Source organism: Paracoccus sp. PAR01, from assembly GCF_014851995.1.
GTDB lineage: Bacteria > Pseudomonadota > Alphaproteobacteria > Rhodobacterales > Rhodobacteraceae > Paracoccus > Paracoccus litorisediminis.
Genome location: NZ_JACVAW010000008.1, coordinates 142002 through 162354 on the forward strand (window position 1 = coordinate 142002; position 20353 = coordinate 162354).

The window sequence follows — 20353 nt, forward strand, 5'->3', positions numbered from 1 at the left end:
CAGGGCCTCACTCGACGACCATCAGGGGCGCGCCGAACTCGACCGGGCTGCCATCGTCGACAAGGATGCGCTTGACCGTGCCCGAGCGGGGCGAGGGGATGTGGTTCATGGTCTTCATGGCCTCGACGATCAGCAGGGTCTCGCCTTCCTTGACCTGCTTGCCGATGGCGACGAAGGGCGCAGCACCCGGCTCGGCGGCCAGATAGGCGGTGCCGACCATGGGCGAGGTGACGATGCCGGGCAGGCTGGCCGGGTCTTCGCTTGCGGCCGGTGCGGCGGCGGGCGCGGCGGCCACGGCAGCAGGGGCAGCGGCAGCAAAGGCGGGGGCCGCGACTGCCTGGATGACCTGCTTGCCCTGTTTCGACAGGCTCACGGTCAGGCGGTCGTTTTCGCTGTATTCGCGCTTGACCGACAGTTCGGTCAGTTCGTTGCGGTTGAGCAGCTCGGCCAGCGCCTGGATGAATGCCACGTCGTCTTGGCTGGTGCGTTCGTCCTGACCTGCGGGTTTCTTGTCGTCGCTCATGCCGTCCTCTGGATATTTTCGTTTGGGATCGCACCTTCGGGCGCGATGGTTGCGCAGCTTATAGCCTGTGCCATGACCCGAGGGAAAGGGTTTCGCCTGTTCCCATCATCGGGAGCCACGTTCTTTCCACCGCCGATGGACCCAGAACCATTGATCCATATGGGCGCGGACCTGCGTCTCAAGATGGTCGTTCAGGGCTTGCATCATGGTTTCGGGGTCGGAATGGGGGATCGGATCGCCGACCTCGACGCGGAAGCTCAGCCCGTCGGGCTGGCGGATGCCTGCGATGGGCAGGATCAGCGCGTCATAGCGGATGGCCAGTTCCGCAGGCGTCAGCACGGTTTTCGTGGGCAGACCGAAATAGCGCAGAACTGCGCCATGGCCGTCGAACTGGTCATAACCCAGCGACAACCAGCCGCCGCCCTTGAGGAAGCGCAGCATCGCCGCAAGGCCCGAGCGCCCACGCGGGAACATCGGCTCGGCGATGGCCTGCATGGCGGGGATGTAGTGGCGGTTGAACGCCTCGTTGTTCATCGGGCGGTAAAGCGCGCCCACGGGCCAGCCGCGCCCGGTCAGGGCCGCGCGCATGGCGTCGTAATTGCCGAAATGCGCGACCGCCAGAATAACAGGGCGTCCTGCCGCCGCCGCCTGTTCCAACGCGGGCAGGCCGGGGCCGCAAAGCGGGTCGGCAGCGTGGATGCGGTCGGTGAATTCAGCTCCCGAATAGATCTCGGCCAGCGAGCGGCCAGCATTGTCGGGAACGGCGCGGGTGAGATGGCGAACCTCGGCGGGCGTCAGGTCGGGACGCGCCTTGGCCAGATTTTCACGGATGCGCTTGCGCCAACCCGCGACCGGGCCAAGGATATGGGCAAAGAACCAGCCCATCGCGGGAATCCGGCGCTTATAGGGAAGGGCGCGGGCCAATCCCATCACGGCCAGAAAGGCTCCGTTCGCGATCCGGTCGGTCAATGCGACCTGTTCTTCGTCCTTGTCACTCATTCCGTCGTCTTATCCTGCCCGCCGCATGGCGCGTGCCTCCCGCATCCACACATATAGGCCGGCTGCGACGATGATCAACGCACCGATGATGGTCCAGCGGTCAGGCAGGGTGCCCCAGAACAGCCAGCCCCAGAATCCGGCCCAGATCAGGCCGGTATAACCGAAGGGGGCGATGGCGGCAGCCTCGGCCATGGCAAAGGCGCGGATCAGCAGCGCCTGCGCCACCGTGCCGAAAATCCCCAGCAGTACAAAGGCCCAGATGTCCTCGCTGGCGATGGGCTGCCAAAAGAACGGCACGGCAAGCGAAGACAGGATCGTCCCGACGGTCGCCGACCACAGGATCGAGGTCGCGGTCGAATCCTCGCGCACAAGGCGGGTCAGGATCGCGCCGGCGGCATAGGTGAAGGCACCGATCAGCGGCAGGATGGCGGCAGGCTGGAATACGCCCGCGCCGGGCCTGATGATGATCAGCGCGCCGCAAAGCGCGACGGCAATGCCGATCAGACGACGGATGCCGATGCTTTCGCCAAGGAAAATCGCGGCGGCCAGCGTGATCAGGACGGGGTTGATGTCCATGATCGCCGTCGCCTCGGCCAGGCCGATGAATTGCAGCGAGGTGAAGAACAGCCCGACCGAGCCCAGCTGGGTCAGCCCGCGGAACAGCTGCACCACCGGGCGCTTGCTGACCATGGTGCTGCGCAGGCGCGGCGCATAGATCAGCCCGACGATCAGCAGGTTGCTGACGAAGCGCACCCAGACGATCTGGGCGGGATGGTAGCGCTCGGTCAGGTGCTTGGCCGAGGCGTCCATCAGCGTGAAGGTAAAAATTGCAAGCAGCAACAGCACGATGCCCTGCAATTGGGTCGAGCGTGCAGGGCTGCCTGCGGGCGCAAGGATCTGCGGCAGGCCCTGCGGGGCAATGTCTGGCTGGCTCATCTGGGAACTCCCTCGGCGGGACTTATGCCTGTATGGCAGAGGAAGGTCCATGACCCAGAATGCAGACGGCCGCGCAAAGGCGCGGCCGTCAAGATCATGTGATCGCCGTATCAGGCCAGCAGTTTGCGGGCCAGCGCGACGGTGTCCTCGGCGGTGATGCCGAATTCCTTGTACAGCGTCGGCGCCGGGGCCGAGGCACCAAAGCCGGTCATGCCGATGAAGCCCGAGGTTTCCTCGCGGCCACGCTCGCCCAGCAGCACCCATTCCCACGGCTGGCGCACGGCGGCCTCGATCGCGACGCGGACGGTGCCTGCGGGCAGGACCGAGGCGCGGTAATCGGCATCCTGCGCACGGAACAGTTCCATCGACGGAACCGAGACGACGCGGGTCGGAACGCCTTGCGCTTCCAGCGTCTCACGCGCGGCGACGGCGATTTCGACCTCGGAACCGGTGGCCATCAGCACGACCTTCGCGTCGCTCGAGGCTTCGCGCAGGACATAGGCACCCTTGGCGGTCAGGTTCTCGCCAGCGGTTTCACGCAGCGTCGGCAGGTTCTGACGCGACAGCGCGAGGACCGAAGGCGAGGTGTCCTCGCTCAGCGCGATTTCCCAGGCTTCGGCGGTCTCGACCAGATCGCAGGGGCGGAAGGTCAGCGTGTTCGGCGTCGCGCGGCAGATTGCCAGATGCTCGACCGGCTGGTGGGTCGGGCCGTCTTCGCCCAGACCGATCGAGTCATGCGTCATGACATAGACGACCGGCAGACCCATCAGCGCCGACAGACGCATTGCGCCGCGGGCATAGTCGGTGAAGCACATGAACGTGCCACCATAGGGGCGGAAGCCGCCATGCAGCCAGATGCCGTTCATCGCAGCCGCCATGCCGTGTTCGCGGATGCCGTAATGGATGTAGCGGCCGGTGCGGTTCTCGGGCGAGAAAATGCCCAGATCCTTGGTCTTGGTGTTGTTCGAGCCGGTCAGGTCGGCCGAGCCGCCCAGCGTCTCGGGCAAAGCCGGGTTCACCACCTCAAGCACCATCTCACTGGCGCGGCGGGTCGCGATCTTGGGCTTGCTGGTGATCGCCTGATCTTTCAGCGCGGCGATGGTCGGGGCCAGCTTGTCGCTGCCCTCACCCGAGATGCGGCGGGCGAATTCGTCGCGGTTTTCAGCGGCGTCAACGCGCGTGGCCCATTCCATCCGGGCGGTCTTGCCGCGCGAGCCGATGGCGCGCCAGTCGGCAAGGATGTCCTCGGGAATGACGAAGGGGCCGTGTTCCCAGCCATAGGCGGCGCGGGTCGCGGCGATTTCCTCGGCACCCAGGGGCGAGCCATGCGCGCCCGAGCTGTCCTGTTTCTTCGGCGCACCGTAACCGATGATGGTCTTGCACGAGACCAGAACCGGGCGGTCGTCCGCGCCGCTGGCCGCGTCGGTCAGCGCGCGGTCGATGTCGGCTGCATCGTGGCCGTCGCAGGCCAGAACACGCCAGCCCGAGGCCTCGAAGCGCTTCAGCTGGTCGGTATTGTCCGACAGCGAGACGCGACCGTCGATGGTGATGTCATTGTTGTCCCACAGGACGATCAGGTTCTTCAGCTTCTGGTGGCCGGCCAGCGCGATCGCTTCCTGGCTGATGCCCTCCATCAGGCAGCCGTCGCCGGCAATGACCCAGGTCTTGTGGCTGCACAGGTCTGCGCCATATTGCGCGCGCATCGCTTCTTCGGCGATGGCGAAGCCGACGGCGGTGGCGATGCCCTGACCCAGCGGGCCGGTCGTCGTCTCGACGCCCTCGACATGGCCGTATTCCGGGTGGCCCGCGGTGATTGCGCCCCACTGGCGGAAGTTGCGGATCTGGTCCAGCGACATCTGCTCATACCCGGTCAGGTGCAGCAGCGAATAGATCAGCATCGAGCCGTGGCCCGCCGACAGCACGAAGCGGTCGCGGTCGAACCAGTTCGGGGCCGATGCGTCGAATTTCAGGTGATTGCGGAACAGGACGGTGGCGACATCCGCCATGCCCATCGGCATGCCGGGATGGCCGGAATTCGCAGCCTCGACGGCGTCCATCGACAGGGCGCGGATGGCGGCGGCAAGGCGCCAGTGATCGGGATTTGCCTTGCGGCGGTCAGCGATGTCCATTGTGGAGTTCCGTGCTGGTGGATGCGGGCCACGTCCTGATATTCAGGCAAGGCCAAGGTTGCAACCCGCGTCGGCCAATATGACGTAAGGCCCGGCAGATCGTGGGATTGCCGGTCGGTTCGGGCCAGATCATTGCCCGCAATTGGTCGCGCAACCAGATATCCGCCGCAACTTAATGGTTTCGAACGAATATTTCAGATGGACCGGGGCCATTTCAGGCTGCCATTCCATCCCGTTGCCCGGCAAAGCTGGCCTTTTTGGCCGGGAACCGCAAGCGGGTCCGGCGAAAAATCTGTCGCCATCCAAGATGTTTCTGACAAAGCGTCACGACCGGGATCGGGGGCTGGGCACAGTGCCCTTGAAACCGGCTGGGCTGCACATGGTCGGCGCATGCACCAGAAAATCGTTGCCTTGGCAGGGTTTCGGCCCGTTACTTGATGCCATCGGGACAATCCGGTTTTGCACGGGGGACAACATGGCAAAGGCCGCGCCGAATACGGTGGATCCGGTAGACGAGATCCTGCCGCCGCTGCGTCTGACGACGCTTGGATTGCAACATGTGCTGGTGATGTATGCGGGGGCGGTGGCCGTGCCGCTGATCGTGGGGCGCGCGCTGAAGCTCTCGCCCGAGGATGTGGCCTTTCTGATCTCGGCGGACCTGTTCTGCTGCGGGATCGCGACGATCATCCAGTCGCTGGGCGCGACGCGCTGGTTCGGCATCCAGCTGCCGGTGATGATGGGGGTGACATTCGCCTCGGTCGGGCCGATGGTCGCGATGGCCGGGGCCTATCCGGGGCCGGATGGCGCGCGGATGATCTTTGGCGCGATCATCGGGGCAGGCATCATCGCCATGCTGATCGCGCCATTTGTCGGGCGGATGCTGAAATTCTTTCCACCGCTGGTGACCGGCACGATCATTCTGGTGATCGGCGTGACCCTGATGCGGATCGGGATCAACTGGATCTTTGGCAACCCGGTCGGACCGACCGCGCCCAAGGTGGTCGATCCGGTGGTGTCGGGCTGGCTGAACCAGTTGAAGGACATGGCGGGAACGGGCACGGTCCCGGCGCTGCCAGAGGGCTTTGCCCCGGCAGCCAGCATGCAGAACCCGCTTTATGCGCGGCCGCTGAATATCGGCATCTCGGCGGTGGTGCTGGTCGCCATCCTGATGATCGCGCGTTTTGGCAAGGGTTTCGTCGCCAATATCGCCGTTCTGCTGGGCATGCTGATCGGCGCGACGCTGACCATTGCTCTGGGCCAGATGAACTTTGGCAAGGTGGCCGAGGCGTCATGGTTCGGCCTTGTCACGCCCTTCCATTTCGGGATGCCGATCTTTGACCCGGTGCTGATCCTGACGATGGTTCTAGTAATGATCGTGGTGATGATCGAGTCGACCGGCATGTTCCTTGCGCTGGGAGAGATGACTGGGCGCGAGGTCACGCAGGACCGGCTGACCGCCGGTCTGCGCACCGATGGTCTGGGCACGCTGATCGGCGGTATCTTCAACACCTTCCCCTATACGTCCTTCAGCCAGAACGTCGGCCTAGTCGGCGTGACCGGCATCAAAAGTCGCTATATCTGCGTCGCGGGCGGCGTCATCCTGATCCTGTTCGGGCTGATCCCCAAGATGGGCGCGGCGGTGGAATCGCTGCCGACCTCGGTTCTGGGGGGCGCGGGACTGGTGATGTTCGGCATGGTCGCAGCGACTGGCATCCGTATCCTGTCGAACGTGGATTTCGCCAATAATCGCAACAACCTGTTCGTGGTCGCGGTGTCGCTGGGCTTCGGGATGATCCCGCTGATCGCGCCCGACTTCAAGCAATGGATGCCGCATGCAATCCACCCGCTGATCGAATCCGGCATCCTGCTGGCGACGATCTCGGCCGTGGTGCTGAACGCATTCTTCAACGGCACCCAAGGCGCATCCGTCGAGGATGCCAAGCGCGCCGCCAGCATGGCCGATCACTGATCGGCAGGCTCCAGCGGCTCGACCAAGGGGCGGATACGCAAACGGGTCAGGCGGTTTTCGCGCCGGCTGACCACCTCGAAACGGTAGCCGTCAAAGGAAAACACCTGGCCCGCCGTCGGGATCGACTGCGCCATATGGATGACGAGGCCCGCGACGGTATTGGCCTCATCATCGGGCAGGTTCCAGTCCAGCGCGCGGTTCAGGTCGCGGATGGTCATCGCGCCATCGACCAGATAATCGCCCGCCGCGTTCGGCTTGAGATCAGGCAGCATGTCGGTGTCATGCTCATCCGTGATCTCACCCACGATTTCCTCAAGAATGTCTTCCAGCGTGATCAGGCCGCGCAGGCTGCCATATTCGTCGACCACCAGCGCGAAATGGGTGCGGCGGGCCAAAAACTCGCGCATCTGCTCGTCCAGAGGCGTGGTTTCCGGCACGAAATAGGGCGGCATGGCGATGCCCAGAATATCGAAACCCTCCAGCGCCTCGCCGCCGGTCTCGCGCATGGCGCGGCTGACGCCACGCAGCAGGTCCTTGGCGTGGATGACGCCGATGACATTCTCGCGCTCGCCGCGAAAAACGGGCAGGCGGGTATGCGGGCTTTTCAGCACGCGGTCGATAATGTCCGGCGCGGGCAGGTCGGCGTCGATCATCTCGATCCGAGAGCGGTGCAGCATGATTTCCTCGACCGAGCGGTCGCCCAGATCCAGCGCGCCCAGCAGCCGGTCGCGGGCCTCTTTCTGCATGGTGCCGCTGGAATGCCCGATGGCCAGCGCGCCAGCGATTTCCTCTTGCACGGAAAACACCAGATCGCTGGAATTCGCGCGAAAGCCGAAGATCGCAAGGATGCCGCTGACGATCATGCGCACGACCGTGACGATCGGGGCCAGGATCACCGTGGCCAACCGGATCGGGCGGGCAACGCGGCTGGCCAGATCCTCGGGGGCGAGAATCGCATAGGTCTTGGGCAGCACTTCCGAGAAGATCAGCACCAGAACCGTCATCAGCAATGTCGCCAGCGCCACCCCGCCCGAGCCGAAGATCCGGGTGAACAATGCGGTCGCAAGGCTGGCGGCAAGGATATTGACGACGTTGTTGCCCAGCAGGATCGAGCCGATCAGCCTTTCGCTGTCCTCGGTCACGGCCAAGGCGGCCTGCGCGCCGGCATCGCCACGATCCGCCCGCGCCCGCAACTTGGCGCGGCTTGAGGCGGTCAGTGCGGTTTCCGAGCCTGAGAAAAATGCCGAGAGTGCCAGCAGCAGGACAATGGTGCCGACGGTGATCCAGAAGGCCATGTCGATGGCCGATGTCCCGCCGCCCGTTGCCGGTCCGGGGGCGGCGGCAAGGGCGGGCGTGATCATTCGCTATCCTCGGGCCGGCGTCGCGGCGTCGCCAGCGGATGATGTTTCAGCACCAGATCGCGCATGCGGGCGTCCAGAACATGCGTATAGATCTCGGTCGTGCCCAGATCGGCATGGCCCAGCAGCATCTGGATGGCGCGCAGATCGGCGCCGCCCTCAAGCAGATGGGTGGCAAAGGCGTGGCGCATCACATGCGGCGACACGCGGGACGGATCAATCCCGGCGACGATGGCCAGTTGATCTAGCAGGCCGTTCACCGCCTGCCGGGTCATGTGGCCTTCGCGCGAGGGGGCTGGGAACAGCCAGCGCCCGCCGCGCCCGGCGACCAGCTTGCCCAAGGGCGTGTCCTCGGGCGCGTCATCGCGGATCGTCAGCCAAGCCGACAGCGCGCGGCGCGCGGGTTCGTTCAGCGGCACCATCCGCTCAACCCCACCCTTGCCGCGGATCAGCAGGACGGCGGGATTGCCACGGCAGGCGGTGACGGGCAGGGCGACCAGCTCGCTCACGCGCATGCCGGTGGCGTAGATCAGCTCCATCAGGGCCAGATTGCGGGCGCGTTCGACCCCGTTGCGGCCAATGCGGGGCAGGGCGTCCAGCAGGGCCTGCACCTCGGCCCGGTCAAGCGTCTTGGGCAGGCGCTGCGCGCGGCCCGGCCCGGCGATGCGGCCTGCCGGATCATCCTCTCGCCAGCCTTCCTCCAGTGAAAATCGGGTCAGTTGCCGGATGGCCGAAAGTCGTCTCGCACGGGTCGACCGCGACAGGCCCTGCGCGTCGCAATGGCTCAGGTAATCCTCGATCCCCTCGCGGCTGACGTTCAGCAGGTTCAGGTTTCGCGTGCCCAGCCATTCGCTGAAATCCTTCAGGTCGCGACCATAAGCCAGCAGCGTGTTGCGGGCGGACCCCGCCTCGGCCGCCTGCGCATCCAGAAAGGCCGAGATCCTGCGCCAATCGCTGACTTTGTTCGCGTCAGACATGGCCGGTCAGGGGTTTGTGGCCAGTGCGCCGGGCAACGAGCCAATGACCGGCGCAAGGATCAGTTCGATTGCAGCCTGACGGGCGATTTCACCCTGTCCCAATTCGCGCAGCACACGCAGGCCCTGCGTCGCACGTGTCAGGTCGCCATCCAGCCCCGCATCGGTATCGGTGATCGCCAGCAGCATCGCCTCGCCCTGACGTTTTTCCGCGATCAGTTGTGCGGCGGCGGGCGGGATGGGGGTGGCGCTGAAACCGGCCAGCAGCCGTTCAGCCCGGTCCGAGCCGGTCCCGACAGGTGGGCGGGCATCGGCCAGACCGCTGGCGAAATCCAGCAGCCACAGGTCAAAAGCCGTCGCGTCCTCGGGCGGAGGTTGCACGACCTGCCATTGTCCGGCCTCGATCGCCAGCCACAGACCGATCTGGCCTGCACGTCCAGTCAAGGGCAGGCTGGCCGCCCGCGCCCCCGCCATATCGGCCAGCGCCGTGCCAAGCCCCGCCGCGACCATCCGGTCAAAGGCCTTGGGCAGGATTTCTTGCACGCCGACCACATCGCGGCTGGTCAGCACCGCATCCAGCCGCTGGATCGCATCGGCCCGGTCCCAGACCCCGCCTGATGCGGCGGGCCGTTGTTCCAGATAAATCGCCCGCAATTGCGAGGCCGGGATCGCCCCGGCACGCGCCAGACGTTCGGCGGCATCTAACCGTGCCTTCCAGCCGCCATTCTCGTCCAGATCGGCCAGCGAAAAGGCCAAAGGCAGGCTGGCCGAGGGCAGGGGCTGACCCACAGCCTCGTGCAGGCGCAGGTCAAGCGGCGTCACCACATCGGGTGGCGTCAGCAGGTCGGCTTTGTCGGAGTAGCCGTCGTCCAGATATTGCGCCAGCAGCGCGGCCATGCGCTGATCGATCAGGCCGGACGTATCCGCGCCATGAAAGACCAGTGCCGCCGCGGCCCAGTCTCCACCCAGCGCAAGGCAGAAGATGCGGGCCGGAAAGCTGGGCGCGACGCCCGGCGTGCGGTCCATGATCTCGCAGGCCTGAGCCTCATCGCCGGATAGCAGCGCAATGTCGAACATCCGCCGGAAGCGCTCGGGATCGGCGGGACCGGCGGCGCGGATCAGCTCTTTGGCGGCACCGGTGGCGCCCATGTCCAAAAGCTTGTCGACGCGGGCCAGAAAAAGCTCACCCTCGCCACCCGGTTGGGTGGCGGGCGGGTCAAGCTGAGCCGCCAGAATCCGGCGCTGCAGGCGGCGAAGCGCGGGCAGGCGCGCATCTGTCGAGCGCACCAGCCGCGCGATGCTTTCGCCGTCGCCCGCGCCCCACAGGTCGTTGGGCAGACCCGCCGTCCGGGCCGAGACCGAGCCTTTGCCATCCGCATTGCCTTCGCCCAGCCGGGTCACCCCGACCGGCTCGACCGCGCCGCTTTTGGCGATGTCCTTCTTGCGGGACTTCGCCTCGGGCGGGCGGGCGTCACCGGGACGCCAGGCCGAGATATTGTCCGGCTGCTTGATGCTGCCCGACAGCCAGTCGCTGGCCGAAAGCGGCGGCCGTGCGATGGCCGCACCCGGCATCAGCATCAGACCGGCCAGAAGGGCGGTCAGCGCCGGGACGGCGCGAAGGCGCTGATCAGTCCAGATCATCTTGCTCCGTTGCGGCAGGCGCTTCCGCAGGTGCGGGCTCGGCAGGCGCGGGTTCGGGTGCCGTTTGTCCGACCACCGGGGCCGGGGCCGGTTCGCTGCCCAGATCCAGCTGGACCGGAAGGCGCGTTTCGCGCGGGGCGGCGCTCATGTCGCCGAAATAGGCATAGCCGGTCAGTCCGCCAAGCAGCAGAATCACCAACACCACCACAACCCACAATAGCCTCATTGCCCGTCCTTTCCGCCTTTTCGCGTCTTTCGTGGCCGGTCTGTCGCCGGCGCGGTGGAATATATATGGCATTTCCCGAAAGATCACGCCATTGAGTGCGTCCATATCTTTTGCCCGGTCCATGCGGAATGTGGTCGCGGGAAAAAAGTTCGGGCAGTCGAGGGGTTGATGCGACGGAACATCGTGCTGATCGGGATGATGGGGGCGGGTAAGACCGCCATCGGAGCCGAGCTTTCGCGCCGGCTGAGCCGGCCGTTCTGGGATACCGATGCCGAGATCGAACGTGCCGCCGCCATGACCATCCCCGAGATTTTCTCACGCGATGGCGAGGCGTTCTTCCGCGCCCGCGAATCGGAAGTCCTGTCTCGCGTGCTTGCCGGGGGGGACAGCATCGTCTCGACCGGGGGCGGCGCGTGGATGCGGCAGGCCAATCGTGACCGCGTGACCCAGAACGGGCTGTCGGTCTGGCTGGATTGCGATCTGGATACGCTGTGGCATCGCGTTCGCAGCCGTCCGACGCGGCCCTTGCTGCAAACCGCCGAGCCGCGCCAGACCCTTGAGCGGCTGTTGGCCGAGCGCCGGCCCGTCTATGCGCTGGCCGATATCCGCATCCAGACCAATATGGGCGATACCGTCGAGGAGACCGCCGATCAGGTGATCGCCGCGATCGAGGCCCGCAATCCCGCGATACTGGAGGCGAAATGACCATCGAAACCGTTCATGTGGACCTGGGCGAGCGTGCCTATGATGTGCGGATCGGCCGTGGCCTGATCGCCCGCGCGGGCGAGGAAATCACCGCCTTTGCCGGTCGCCGCCGTGTCGCCATCCTGACCGATGAAAACGTCGCAGCCCTGCATCTGGACAGTCTGCGTGCATCGCTGGCGGCCTCGGGGCTTGCCGATGCTCCGGCGCTGGTTTTGCCCGCCGGAGAGGCCACGAAATGCTGGACCCAATTGGGCCACGCCGTGGAATGGCTGATCGAACAGCGGATCGAACGCAAGGATCTGGTCATCGCGCTGGGTGGGGGCGTGATCGGCGATCTGGCCGGTTTTGCCGCCGCGATCCTGCGCCGGGGCGTGCGCTTCGTGCAGATCCCGACCTCGCTTCTGGCGCAGGTCGACAGTTCCGTCGGCGGCAAGACCGGGATCAACAGCCCGCAGGGCAAGAACCTGATCGGGTCCTTCCACCAGCCCGCGCTGGTGCTGGCCGATATCGACGTTCTGGGAACGCTGACCCCTCGCGATTTCCGCGCCGGCTACGGCGAGGTGGCGAAATACGGGCTGCTGGGTGACGAAGATTTCTTCGACTGGCTGGAAACCGCAGGTCCGGGACTTTCTGCGGACCCGGTGGCGCTGCAACGTGCCGTGCGCCATTCCGTCCAGATGAAGGCAGGCATCGTCCAGCGCGATGAGACCGAGCAGGGCGAACGTGCGCTGCTGAACCTTGGCCACACCTTTGGCCATGCGCTGGAATCGGCGACCGGTTATTCCGACCGGCTGCTGCACGGCGAGGGCGTGGCGATCGGCTGTACTCTGGCCTTTGACCTTTCCGCGCGGATGGGTCTGTGCAGCCAAGAGGCGCCCTCTCGCGTCGCTGCGCATTTCGCGGCAATGGGCCTGCCCTCTCGCATCAGCGACATTCCGGGCGATCTGCCCGATGATGAGGCGCTGATCGCCCTGATGGGGCAGGACAAAAAGGTGCAGGACGGCAAGCTGCGCTTCATTCTGGCGCGTGGCATCGGACAGGCCTTTGTCACCGACGAGGTGAACCCCGACCTGCTGCGCGCGACCTTGGCGCAATCGCGCCGCTAGGTCATTCGTGCGAAGAAGGCGAGAGCAGGCCGCGATCCAGCTTGCCCTCGCCATATTGCGACAGGTCACGCAGGGCTTCCGACTGGATTTCCTCGGGCACGACGCGGGGCGGCACGATCTCGTCATGGCCCAGTTTCGCGTCACGGTCGCGGCGCAGGGCGGCGCGGCCCAGCATCAGCAGGCTGATCGGCGTGGTGATCAGCATGAAGACGCCGATGATCAACTCATGCACGACCGGGCGTTCCTCAAGCAGCGAAAACATCGCCATCGAGCCAAGCACGATCAGCAGCGTGCCATAGCTGTAGGACATCGTCGGCGCGTGCAGCCGCTGGTAGAAGCTTTTCAGCCGCACCAGCCCGATGCTGCCCAGCAGCGCCAAAGAGCTGCCGCAGACCACGAAGATCGCGATCAGAATCGCAGCGACGGGCGGAAGGTCACCAAGATGGCTCATTCGACGACCTCGCCGCGCATCAGGAACTTTGCCGCACAGACCGTGGTGATGAAGCCAAGGACGGCGATGACCAGTGCGCCCTCGAAGAAGAAGACATTGCCGTTGCCCATGCCGATCAGCAGGAACAGCAGCATCGCGTTGAGATACATGGTGTCGATGGCCAGCACGCGGTCCTGCGCGCGCGGGCCGCGAATGATGCGCCAGCAGGTCAGTCCGATCGCCACGACCATGGCGATCTGGGCATAGCTCAGGGCATATTCCAGGATCAGATTCGCGCTCATTCGAAGATCTCCAGAAGCAGGCGTTCGTAGCGGTCCCGGACAAGGCTTTGCCAGTCATCCTCGCTGCGCAGGTCAAAGACATGCAGCAGCACGCGCCCGGTCTGCTGTTCATATTCCAGCCATGCCGTGCCCGGCGTCGCGGTCATGATGATCGCCAGAAGCGCAAGCCCGTTCGGATCGCGCAGGGTCAGTTCGATCTCGACGAAGCCGGAATGGAAGCGCGGGTGGTTCGGACCCAGCAGCAGGACGCGGGCGACGGTGACGTTGGATTTCAGGATGTCCCAGGCGACGATGCCCATCAGCTGGGGGATGGCGGACCAGCGCCGGATGCGTGGCCGGGGCGGATGCAGCCGCTCGACCGTCCAGCCCGCGATCAGCGCGATCCCGGTGCCAAGGATCAGGTGGCCCAGCGAAAAGCGGGTCAGGATCATCCACATGGCGACCAGCGCCACCGACAGCAGGGGATGGGGGATCAGCCGTGTCATTTCTGACCCTCCGGCGGTTCATAGGGCGCGTGGTTCTGCGGCGGTGTGGCATCGACGCGCTTGGCATCCTCCAGCACCGTCTCGCGGTAGATGGCGGGGTTCAGCAGGGTTTGCGCGGTCACTCGGGTGTAGCTCAGCACCGCATCGGCGCGGATGGTCATCAGCAGGATCATCGCCAGCAGCATCAGGACCGGCACGACCTCCAGCGCGAGGATGCGGGGCGCGGGCACGGCCTCGGCCCAGAAGCGGCGCATGCCGAAGCGCAGCAGCGCAATCAACGCGCCAAGCCCCGACAGGATCAGCATGGCCGCATAGATCCACAGCATCACCGGCAATTGGCCCGACAGACCGATATTGCCCTCAACCGCGCCGCGCAGGATGGCGAACTTGCCGATGAAGCCCGGCATCGGCGGCAGACCCGCCAGCATGGCCGCGATCAGCGAGAAACAGATCGCCATGGTCAGCCAGGACACCGTGCGAGTGCTGGCGGGGCTGGGCGTGTCCTCGACCGTATCAAGGCCCATCGGCGTCCATTCCCAACGCTCGGCCAGCCGCTCACCCGCGGGTTCGGTGGTCTGTGATTGGTCGTCGGTGCCGGTATCGTCGCGGGAAACCGGCTCGGCGATCAGAAAGAAGGCGGAAACCGCTGCGGTCGAGCCGATCAGGTAGTAAAGCGCGCCGCTGAGCACCTCGGCCCCACCGCCCGCCTGCGCGAAGCCGACGGCGGTCAGCACCGTGCCTGAGGAAATGATCGCGATATAGCCGCCCTTGCGGGTCAGGTCCGGCGTTCCAAGAATGCCGATCATGCCGAATGCCATGGTCAGCACGCCGCCGATCATCAGGATCGGCGCACCGAACCCGGCCGAGGCCCCGGCCTGCGGACCAAGGATCAGCAGCGACAGGCGCAGGATCACATAGACCCCCACCTTGGTCATGATCGCCATGATCGCGGCGGCGGGCGGCGAGGCTGAGGCATAGGTCGGCGGCAGCCAGAAGCAGAGCGGCCAGATCGCGGCCTTGGTCAGGAAAGCGATACCCAGGAAAGCCGCCGCGGCATGGAAGAGCAACCTTTGCGCATCGTCCAGACCCGCAAGCTGGGCCGCGATATGGGCCATGTTCAGCGTGCCGGTGGTGCCATAGACCAGCGCCACCCCGATCAGGAAGAACAGCGACGCCGCAAGGTTCACGGCGATGTAATGCAACCCGGCCTTGATCCGTTCCGGCCCCGAGCCGTGCAGCATCAACCCGTATGAGGCTGCCAGCATCACCTCGAAGAAGACGAACAGGTTGAACAGATCGCCGGTCAGGAAGGACCCGTTCACCCCGGCCAGCAGGAACTGGAACATGGAATGGAAATGCTGCCCTTTACCGTGCCAGCCAGCGGCGGCATAGATCAGCGCGGGCGCAGCCAGCAGCGAAGTCAGCATCACCATCATCGCCGCAAGCCGGTCCAGCACCAGCACGATGCCGACCGGAACCGGCCAGTTGCCCAGCAGATACATGCGCACCGCCGTTTCGCCCTGATCGGTCAGCGACTTGGCGTCCTGCATCAGCTCGACCGAACTCAGGAACATCAGGCCGATGGCGACAAGGCCCATGATCAGCTTGGTCTGCCGGTTGCGGTCATTATAGAACAGCATGATCGCGCCCGCGATCAGCGGTATCAGGATCGGTGCGATGATCATGTGCTCGGGCACGGCGGCAGGCGTCATTGCTCACGCTCCTTGCCGTCGACATGGTCGGTGCCGGTGGTCCCGCGCGAGGCGATCATCACCACCAGAAACAGTGCCGTTGTGGCAAAACTGATGACGATGGCGGTCAGCACCAGCGCCTGCGGCAGCGGATCGGCATAGGCGGCCGGATCGACAAAGCCGCCCTTGGGCATGATCGGGGCCGCACCCACATACAGCCGCCCCATCGAGAAGATGAACAGGTTGACGCCGTAAGCCAGCAGGCACAGGCCGATGATGACCTGAAACGAGCGGGGACGCATCAACAGCCAGACGCCGGAACCGGTCAGCACGCCGATGGCAAGGGCGAGTATCATTTCCATCAGCTTTGCTCCTCGGATTCGGTGGGACGGCTGCGGGGTGCGACGCGCAGCGACTGGTGGGCGATCGCAATCAGCATCAGCACGATGGCACCCACGACCAACGAGAAGACCCCCACATCGAACAGCATCGCCGTCGAGGCCGGGACCTTTCCGATCCATGGCAGTTCCAGATATTGGTAATGCGTGGTCAGGAAGGGCGCGCCAAAGATCCATGACCCGAGGCCAACCGATGCCGCGACGATCAGCCCCGTCGCCATCCAGCGCACCGGCAGGATGGTCAGCCGCGCCTCGACCCAGCGGACATTCGAGGCGACGTATTGCAACAGCAGCCCCAGCGCAAAGGTGACACCCGCGGCAAAACCGCCGCCCGGCAGGTCATGGCCGCGGAAGAACAGATAAGCCGCCAGCGCGATGATCGGCGCGAACAGCCACTGCATCAGCACGGCCGGGATGAACAGATAGGCCTCCAATGCCTGTTCCTCGGCCTCGACCTGCGGGCGCGGACGCTCGACGCTTTCCAGCGCGGGGCGGAAGCGGCGCAGCAGGGCGTAGACGGTCAGCCCCACGATGGCGAGGACGGCGATTTCCCCGAAGGTGTCAAAGGCGCGGAAGTCGACAAGGATGACATTGACCACATTGGTGCCGCCACCCTCGACATAGGAGTGGCGCAGGAACCAGTCCCCGACCGAGCTGCCCGGACGCGTCAGCAGGATCGCCAGCGCGATCGCGGTCATGCCAAGGCCGCAGGTCACGGCGATCATCAGGTCGCGGAAACGGCGGAAGCGCGAGGTGAAATTATTGTCGCCCGCGATCTCCTCATCGCGCTTGGGCAGCCAGCGCAGGCCCAGCAGCAACAATGCCGTGGTCGCGATCTCGACCAGCAACTGGGTCACGGCAAGGTCGGGTGCCGACAGCCAGACAAAGGTGGTGCAGGTGACCAGCCCGACGCCTCCGGTCAGGATCAGCGCGGCAAAGCGGTGATATTTGGCCTGCCATGCCGCGGCCAGCGCGCAAGCGCCGCCGATCAGCCAGAGCAGGGCAAAGACCAGCTCACGCGAGCTGATTTCGGGCAGGGTGATGTTCCAGTCCAGCGGTCCCAGCGCGAAATAGGCGGCGGCCATGCCCATCAGCACCATGACCCGCAATTGCCCCTGCAACCCGGTGGCGCTGATCCGGCGCAGCATCCGGCGCGGCAGCGTGACGGTCGCGAATTGCAGACCGGTCTCGAAGAAGCGGGCGAATTCCAGCGCGCGGGTGATCCGAAGCCCTTCCTCGCCCCGGTCGATCCAGCGCCGAGGCAGGAGGTAGATGATGACGCCCAGACCGGTGGCGATCAGGCTCATGATCAAAGCCGGGTTCACGCCGTGCCACAGTTTCAGGCTGAAATGCGGCAGGTCCGGGCCAAGAATGGCCATGCCCGCGCTGGTCAGCCAGCTGCCCAGCGTCGCCTGCGGCGCGATGCCGACGGCAAGGCAGGCGGCGACCAGTACAAAGACCGGCAGGCGCATCAGGGCCGGGGGCTCGTGCGGTTCATGCGGCAGGTCGGTGGCCTTGGGGCCAAAGAACACTGTGACGATGAAGCGCAGCGAATAGGCGGCGCTGAACGACGCGGCCAGAACCGCGATATAGGGTGCCCAGTTGTCCAGCGGGCTGCCATTGTTCCAGACATAGGTCGCCTCGAAGAACATTTCCTTCGAGAGGAACCCGTTCAGCAGTGGCACCCCCGCCATCGCCGCCGAGGCGATGATGGCCAGCGTCGCGGTGACCGGCATGGCATGGGCCAGACCGGACAGACGGCGCATGTCGCGGGTGCCGGTTTCGTGGTCGATGATGCCTGCCGCCATGAACAGCGAGGCCTTGAAGACCGCGTGGTTCACGATGTGGAAAACCGCGGCGATGATGGCCAGAGGCGTCCCGATTCCGGCCAGCGCGGTGATCAGCCCCAGATGGCTGATCGTCGAATAGGCCAGCAACCCTTTCAGGTCATGCTTGAACAGCGCGACAAAAGCGCCAAGCAGCATGGTGATCATCCCCGCTCCGGTGACGATCTGGAACCATGCATCGGTTCCCCCCAGCGCGGGCTGGAAGCGCAGCAGCAGGAATACCCCTGCCTTCACCATCGTCGCGGAATGCAGGTAGGACGATACTGGCGTCGGCGCGGCCATCGCGTTCGGCAGCCAGAAATGGAACGGGAACTGCGCGGATTTGGTGAACGCGCCCAGCAGGAACAGGATCAGCACGACCGGATAAAGCCGGTGGCCGGTGATCTGCGGCCCGGCGGCCAGAACGTCCTCCAGCTGGTAGCTGCCGACGATCTGCCCGATCAGGATCATCGCCACCATCAGGCACAGCCCGCCGGTCGCCGTGACGATCAGCGCCATGCGCGCGCCGTCGCGGGCGTCTTGACGATGGTACCAATAGCCGATCAGCAGGAAGGACACGATGCTGGTCAGTTCCCAGAACACCACCAGCATGATGATATTGCCCGAGAGCAGCAGCCCTGACATCGCGCCCGCAAAGGCCAGCAGGCAGGAATAAAGCCGTGGCACCGGATCGTCGGCGGCCATGTAATAGCGCGCATAGACCAGAACCAGCATCCCGATACCCGCGACCAGCACCATGAACAGCCATGAAAAACCGTCCATGCGGAAGCTCAGGTCCAGCCCGACGCTGCTGGCCCATTCAAGCTTGCTGGTGATGGTGCCGCCTTCGTCCACTGCCGGGTAAAGCACCGCCAGCACGCCCAGCACGACGGCCATGGTCAGCCCGGCCAGCCATGTTTCCGCGTTTCGAGAGCCTACAGGAAGTGTCGCCGCCAAGGCGGCTGAAACGAATGGTGTCAGAACAAGCAAAAGCAATAGGTTCTGTTCGACCATCGGATCCTTCTCGGCTCTGGGATTTGTGCGCTCATCATAGAGAAGCAACCGGGGGAAGCACAACCGACCATGCAGGCAAAAAATGCATGATCGACCCCGGGGTCACTTATTTTTTATCGGATTCGCAAAGGGATTCGCGCCGAACTTAAAAGTTGCAAATATTTCGGCCTAGCGGCGTAGCCGTGTCACGTCCTGCATCTGTCCGTCCGTCACCATGATCTCGGACGGCAGCGGATGCGAGATGAAGTAGACCGGGCTGGCCGTGGGTCCGTAGGCCCCCGCCGCATGCAGCGCGACCAGATCGCCTTCCTCCAGCCGGGGCAGCATCACCCCGCTGCCCAGCTTGTCGATCGAGGTGCAAAGCGGGCCGGTGATGTCGTGCTTTTCCTCGGGTGGGGCGGTGCCATCCTCGACCCGGTGCAGGACATAGTTGCGCCGGATCACCATGCCAAAATTCCCCGAGGCCGCCAGATTGGCGTTCATGCCGCCATCGCAGATCGCGATGCGGGTGCCGCGCGATTGCTTGACCGAGACGACTCGGGTCAGGAAATAGCCCGCAGGCCCGACCAGATAACGGCCAAGCTCCAGCACCAGCCGCGTCCCGGCAAAGCGCGGAAGCGCGCGGAAGGCGTCCAGATCGGGTGCGATGGACTGCGCGATCGCGTCCAGATCAAGCTCGACCTCGCCGGGATGGTGCGGGATGCCCAGGCCCGAGCCGAAGATCAGCTTTTCCGGGGTCAGATCCAGCGCTTCGGACAGGCGGGTGAAAACCTCAAGGAAGATGCGCCAGTTTTCGCAGATGGCGTCGGGCTTCAGGCTTTGTGTGCCGGAATAGATATGCAGCCCGATGATGCGCAGATTGGGCAGGGCGGCGATCTGGGGCAGGATCTGCTCGGCATCCTCGATGTCGATGCCAAACGGGCTGGGTCGTCCGGCCATGTGGTCGCCAAAGCCCTTGGGCACATGGTCCGGCGCAATGCGGATCAGGACCGGCTGGACCATCCCCAACTCGGCGGCGATGGCATTGGCCAGCCGCGCCTCGCGCAGGCTTTCGATGACCAGCTCACCCAAGCCCGCTGCAATGACGGGACGCAGTTCGGGTTCGCGCTTGGCCGGGCCGGTAAAGCTGATCCGGTCCGGTTGCCATCCGGCTGTCTGTGCCAGCTCGAACTCGCCACCCGAGGAAATGTCCAGATAATCGACCTTGCCTTGCATCCAGCCCAGCAGCGCCGGGTTCGGGTTGCTTTTGACGGCGAAGCTGACCGAGAACCAGCGGCCAAGCGCGGTCCGCAGCGCGCCCAACCGCGCTGCGATCACATCGGTGACATAGACATATGAGGGAGTGCCGAAGCGCGCCGCCGCCTGCGCTAAAATCCGGTCCCTGCCGCAGCTATCCCCGTCACGCAAGCGAGGCCACAAAGGCTGCGATGCGGTTCGCCGTGTCGAAATTCTCAAGCGTGACATCGCCCGGCTGGATGATCGTGCCTGTCGTCTCTTCGATATAGGTGATCAACCCCACCATCGATACCGAGTCCAGAATGCCGCTTGAGAATAGCTCGGTATCGTTGTCGATGACCTCTCCGATATTCTGTTCGTCGCGAAGGTAAGTGATCAGCTGGCTCTGGGTCAGGCTCATATGGT

19 protein-coding genes are annotated in these 20353 nt (G+C 65.0%); 3 read left to right on the forward strand and 16 right to left on the reverse strand.

The features are described from left to right. Window positions 1–7 precede the first annotated feature (7 nt). From accB to tkt, 4 genes are all read right to left on the reverse strand, one after another. Window positions 8–523, reverse strand: coding sequence for an acetyl-CoA carboxylase biotin carboxyl carrier protein (accB, locus tag IB235_RS14135; RefSeq protein ID WP_155039825.1), 516 nt, complete (start codon window positions 521–523; stop codon window positions 8–10). A 105-nt stretch (window positions 524–628) separates the two neighbouring features. After that, window positions 629–1522, reverse strand: a complete 894-nt coding sequence (locus IB235_RS14140; protein WP_192337254.1) for a lysophospholipid acyltransferase family protein — start codon at window positions 1520–1522, stop codon at window positions 629–631. A gap of 9 nt (window positions 1523–1531) precedes the next feature. Next, window positions 1532–2458 (reverse strand): DMT family transporter, encoded by a 927-nt coding sequence (locus tag IB235_RS14145; protein WP_192337255.1) that lies wholly within the window; start codon window positions 2456–2458, stop codon window positions 1532–1534. 110 nt (window positions 2459–2568) lie between these two features. After that, window positions 2569–4587 carry a transketolase gene (tkt, locus tag IB235_RS14150; RefSeq protein ID WP_192337256.1) on the reverse strand — a complete coding sequence of 673 codons (2019 nt, stop codon included), beginning with the start codon at window positions 4585–4587 and terminating at the stop codon, window positions 2569–2571. Window positions 4588–5062: 475 nt separating this feature from the next. Here tkt and IB235_RS14155 point away from each other — a divergent pair, with 475 nt between their 5' ends. Then, complete coding sequence (locus IB235_RS14155; protein WP_155039821.1) at window positions 5063–6556, forward strand: nucleobase:cation symporter-2 family protein; 1494 nt, start codon at window positions 5063–5065, stop codon at window positions 6554–6556. Here the strand turns inward: IB235_RS14155 and IB235_RS14160 are convergent. From IB235_RS14160 to IB235_RS14175, 4 genes are read right to left on the reverse strand one after another with little or no spacing between them, the layout of a single operon-like run. After that, on the reverse strand, window positions 6550–7917 hold the full coding sequence (locus IB235_RS14160) for an HlyC/CorC family transporter (protein WP_155039820.1): 1368 nt from the start codon (window positions 7915–7917) through the stop codon (window positions 6550–6552). The genes IB235_RS14155 and IB235_RS14160 overlap by 7 nt on opposite strands. Beyond that, window positions 7914–8891: a site-specific tyrosine recombinase XerD gene (locus IB235_RS14165; RefSeq protein ID WP_155039819.1), complete on the reverse strand. Its 978-nt coding sequence runs from the start codon at window positions 8889–8891 to the stop codon at window positions 7914–7916. The genes IB235_RS14160 and IB235_RS14165 overlap by 4 nt, the downstream gene beginning before the upstream one ends. A gap of 6 nt (window positions 8892–8897) precedes the next feature. Beyond that, window positions 8898–10529, reverse strand: a complete 1632-nt coding sequence (locus IB235_RS14170) for a hypothetical protein (RefSeq protein WP_192337257.1) — start codon at window positions 10527–10529, stop codon at window positions 8898–8900. Next, the gene (locus tag IB235_RS14175; protein ID WP_192337258.1) at window positions 10516–10755 is read right to left on the reverse strand and encodes a hypothetical protein; all 240 of its coding nucleotides are present in this window, start codon (window positions 10753–10755) and stop codon (window positions 10516–10518) included. The genes IB235_RS14170 and IB235_RS14175 overlap by 14 nt, the downstream gene beginning before the upstream one ends. 105 nt (window positions 10756–10860) lie before the next feature. Between IB235_RS14175 and IB235_RS14180 the strand changes: the two genes are divergently transcribed. Both IB235_RS14180 and aroB read left to right on the forward strand, forming a co-directional pair. Further along, a complete protein-coding gene (locus IB235_RS14180; RefSeq protein ID WP_343043024.1) occupies window positions 10861–11460 on the forward strand; it encodes a shikimate kinase in 600 nt (199 codons plus the stop codon). Beyond that, a complete protein-coding gene (aroB, locus tag IB235_RS14185; RefSeq protein WP_192337259.1) occupies window positions 11457–12566 on the forward strand; it encodes a 3-dehydroquinate synthase in 1110 nt (369 codons plus the stop codon). Before IB235_RS14180 ends, aroB begins: the two co-directional genes overlap by 4 nt. 1 nt (window position 12567) lies before the next feature. Here aroB and mnhG read toward each other — a convergent pair whose 3' ends face one another. The 8 genes from mnhG to IB235_RS14225 all read right to left on the reverse strand — a co-directional run bounded on the left by mnhG (window position 12568) and on the right by IB235_RS14225 (window position 20348). After that, complete coding sequence (mnhG, locus tag IB235_RS14190) at window positions 12568–13017, reverse strand: monovalent cation/H(+) antiporter subunit G (protein ID WP_155039814.1); 450 nt, start codon at window positions 13015–13017, stop codon at window positions 12568–12570. After that, on the reverse strand, window positions 13014–13298 hold the full coding sequence (locus IB235_RS14195) for a K+/H+ antiporter subunit F (RefSeq protein WP_155039813.1): 285 nt from the start codon (window positions 13296–13298) through the stop codon (window positions 13014–13016). Before IB235_RS14195 ends, mnhG begins: the two co-directional genes overlap by 4 nt. Continuing rightward, window positions 13295–13783, reverse strand: a complete 489-nt coding sequence (locus IB235_RS14200) for a Na+/H+ antiporter subunit E (protein ID WP_155039812.1) — start codon at window positions 13781–13783, stop codon at window positions 13295–13297. The genes IB235_RS14195 and IB235_RS14200 overlap by 4 nt, the downstream gene beginning before the upstream one ends. Then, entirely contained in the window at window positions 13780–15495 is a 1716-nt protein-coding gene (locus IB235_RS14205; RefSeq protein ID WP_155039811.1) for a monovalent cation/H+ antiporter subunit D, read from the reverse strand. Before IB235_RS14205 ends, IB235_RS14200 begins: the two co-directional genes overlap by 4 nt. Further along, the gene (locus IB235_RS14210) at window positions 15492–15836 is read right to left on the reverse strand and encodes a Na+/H+ antiporter subunit C (RefSeq protein ID WP_155039810.1); all 345 of its coding nucleotides are present in this window, start codon (window positions 15834–15836) and stop codon (window positions 15492–15494) included. The genes IB235_RS14205 and IB235_RS14210 overlap by 4 nt, the downstream gene beginning before the upstream one ends. After that, window positions 15836–18712 carry a monovalent cation/H+ antiporter subunit A gene (locus IB235_RS14215; protein WP_192337260.1) on the reverse strand — a complete coding sequence of 959 codons (2877 nt, stop codon included), beginning with the start codon at window positions 18710–18712 and terminating at the stop codon, window positions 15836–15838. The genes IB235_RS14210 and IB235_RS14215 overlap by 1 nt, the downstream gene beginning before the upstream one ends. Window positions 18713–18880: 168 nt before the next feature. Beyond that, window positions 18881–20119, reverse strand: coding sequence for a type III PLP-dependent enzyme (locus tag IB235_RS14220; RefSeq protein ID WP_225612323.1), 1239 nt, complete (start codon window positions 20117–20119; stop codon window positions 18881–18883). Beyond that, window positions 20112–20348, reverse strand: coding sequence for an acyl carrier protein (locus tag IB235_RS14225; RefSeq protein WP_192337262.1), 237 nt, complete (start codon window positions 20346–20348; stop codon window positions 20112–20114). Before IB235_RS14225 ends, IB235_RS14220 begins: the two co-directional genes overlap by 8 nt. Window positions 20349–20353 lie beyond the last annotated feature (5 nt).

What these genes read in the sequence shown, in the direction of transcription:
- accB (WP_155039825.1), bottom strand. Translation starts at nt 523, where the DNA reads ATGAGCGACGACAAGAAACCCGCAGGTCAGGACGAACGCACCAGCCAA.
- IB235_RS14140 (WP_192337254.1), bottom strand. Translation starts at nt 1,522, where the DNA reads ATGAGTGACAAGGACGAAGAACAGGTCGCATTGACCGACCGGATCGCG.
- IB235_RS14145 (WP_192337255.1), bottom strand. Translation starts at nt 2,458, where the DNA reads ATGAGCCAGCCAGACATTGCCCCGCAGGGCCTGCCGCAGATCCTTGCG.
- tkt (WP_192337256.1), bottom strand. Translation starts at nt 4,587, where the DNA reads ATGGACATCGCTGACCGCCGCAAGGCAAATCCCGATCACTGGCGCCTT.
- IB235_RS14155 (WP_155039821.1), top strand. Translation starts at nt 5,063, where the DNA reads ATGGCAAAGGCCGCGCCGAATACGGTGGATCCGGTAGACGAGATCCTG.
- IB235_RS14160 (WP_155039820.1), bottom strand. Translation starts at nt 7,917, where the DNA reads ATGATCACGCCCGCCCTTGCCGCCGCCCCCGGACCGGCAACGGGCGGC.
- IB235_RS14165 (WP_155039819.1), bottom strand. Translation starts at nt 8,891, where the DNA reads ATGTCTGACGCGAACAAAGTCAGCGATTGGCGCAGGATCTCGGCCTTT.
- IB235_RS14170 (WP_192337257.1), bottom strand. Translation starts at nt 10,529, where the DNA reads ATGATCTGGACTGATCAGCGCCTTCGCGCCGTCCCGGCGCTGACCGCC.
- IB235_RS14175 (WP_192337258.1), bottom strand. Translation starts at nt 10,755, where the DNA reads ATGAGGCTATTGTGGGTTGTGGTGGTGTTGGTGATTCTGCTGCTTGGC.
- aroB (WP_192337259.1), top strand. Translation starts at nt 11,457, where the DNA reads ATGACCATCGAAACCGTTCATGTGGACCTGGGCGAGCGTGCCTATGAT.
- mnhG (WP_155039814.1), bottom strand. Translation starts at nt 13,017, where the DNA reads ATGAGCCATCTTGGTGACCTTCCGCCCGTCGCTGCGATTCTGATCGCG.
- IB235_RS14195 (WP_155039813.1), bottom strand. Translation starts at nt 13,298, where the DNA reads ATGAGCGCGAATCTGATCCTGGAATATGCCCTGAGCTATGCCCAGATC.
- IB235_RS14200 (WP_155039812.1), bottom strand. Translation starts at nt 13,783, where the DNA reads ATGACACGGCTGATCCCCCATCCCCTGCTGTCGGTGGCGCTGGTCGCC.
- IB235_RS14205 (WP_155039811.1), bottom strand. Translation starts at nt 15,495, where the DNA reads ATGACGCCTGCCGCCGTGCCCGAGCACATGATCATCGCACCGATCCTG.
- IB235_RS14210 (WP_155039810.1), bottom strand. Translation starts at nt 15,836, where the DNA reads ATGGAAATGATACTCGCCCTTGCCATCGGCGTGCTGACCGGTTCCGGC.
- IB235_RS14215 (WP_192337260.1), bottom strand. Translation starts at nt 18,712, where the DNA reads ATGGTCGAACAGAACCTATTGCTTTTGCTTGTTCTGACACCATTCGTT.
- IB235_RS14225 (WP_192337262.1), bottom strand. Translation starts at nt 20,348, where the DNA reads ATGAGCCTGACCCAGAGCCAGCTGATCACTTACCTTCGCGACGAACAG.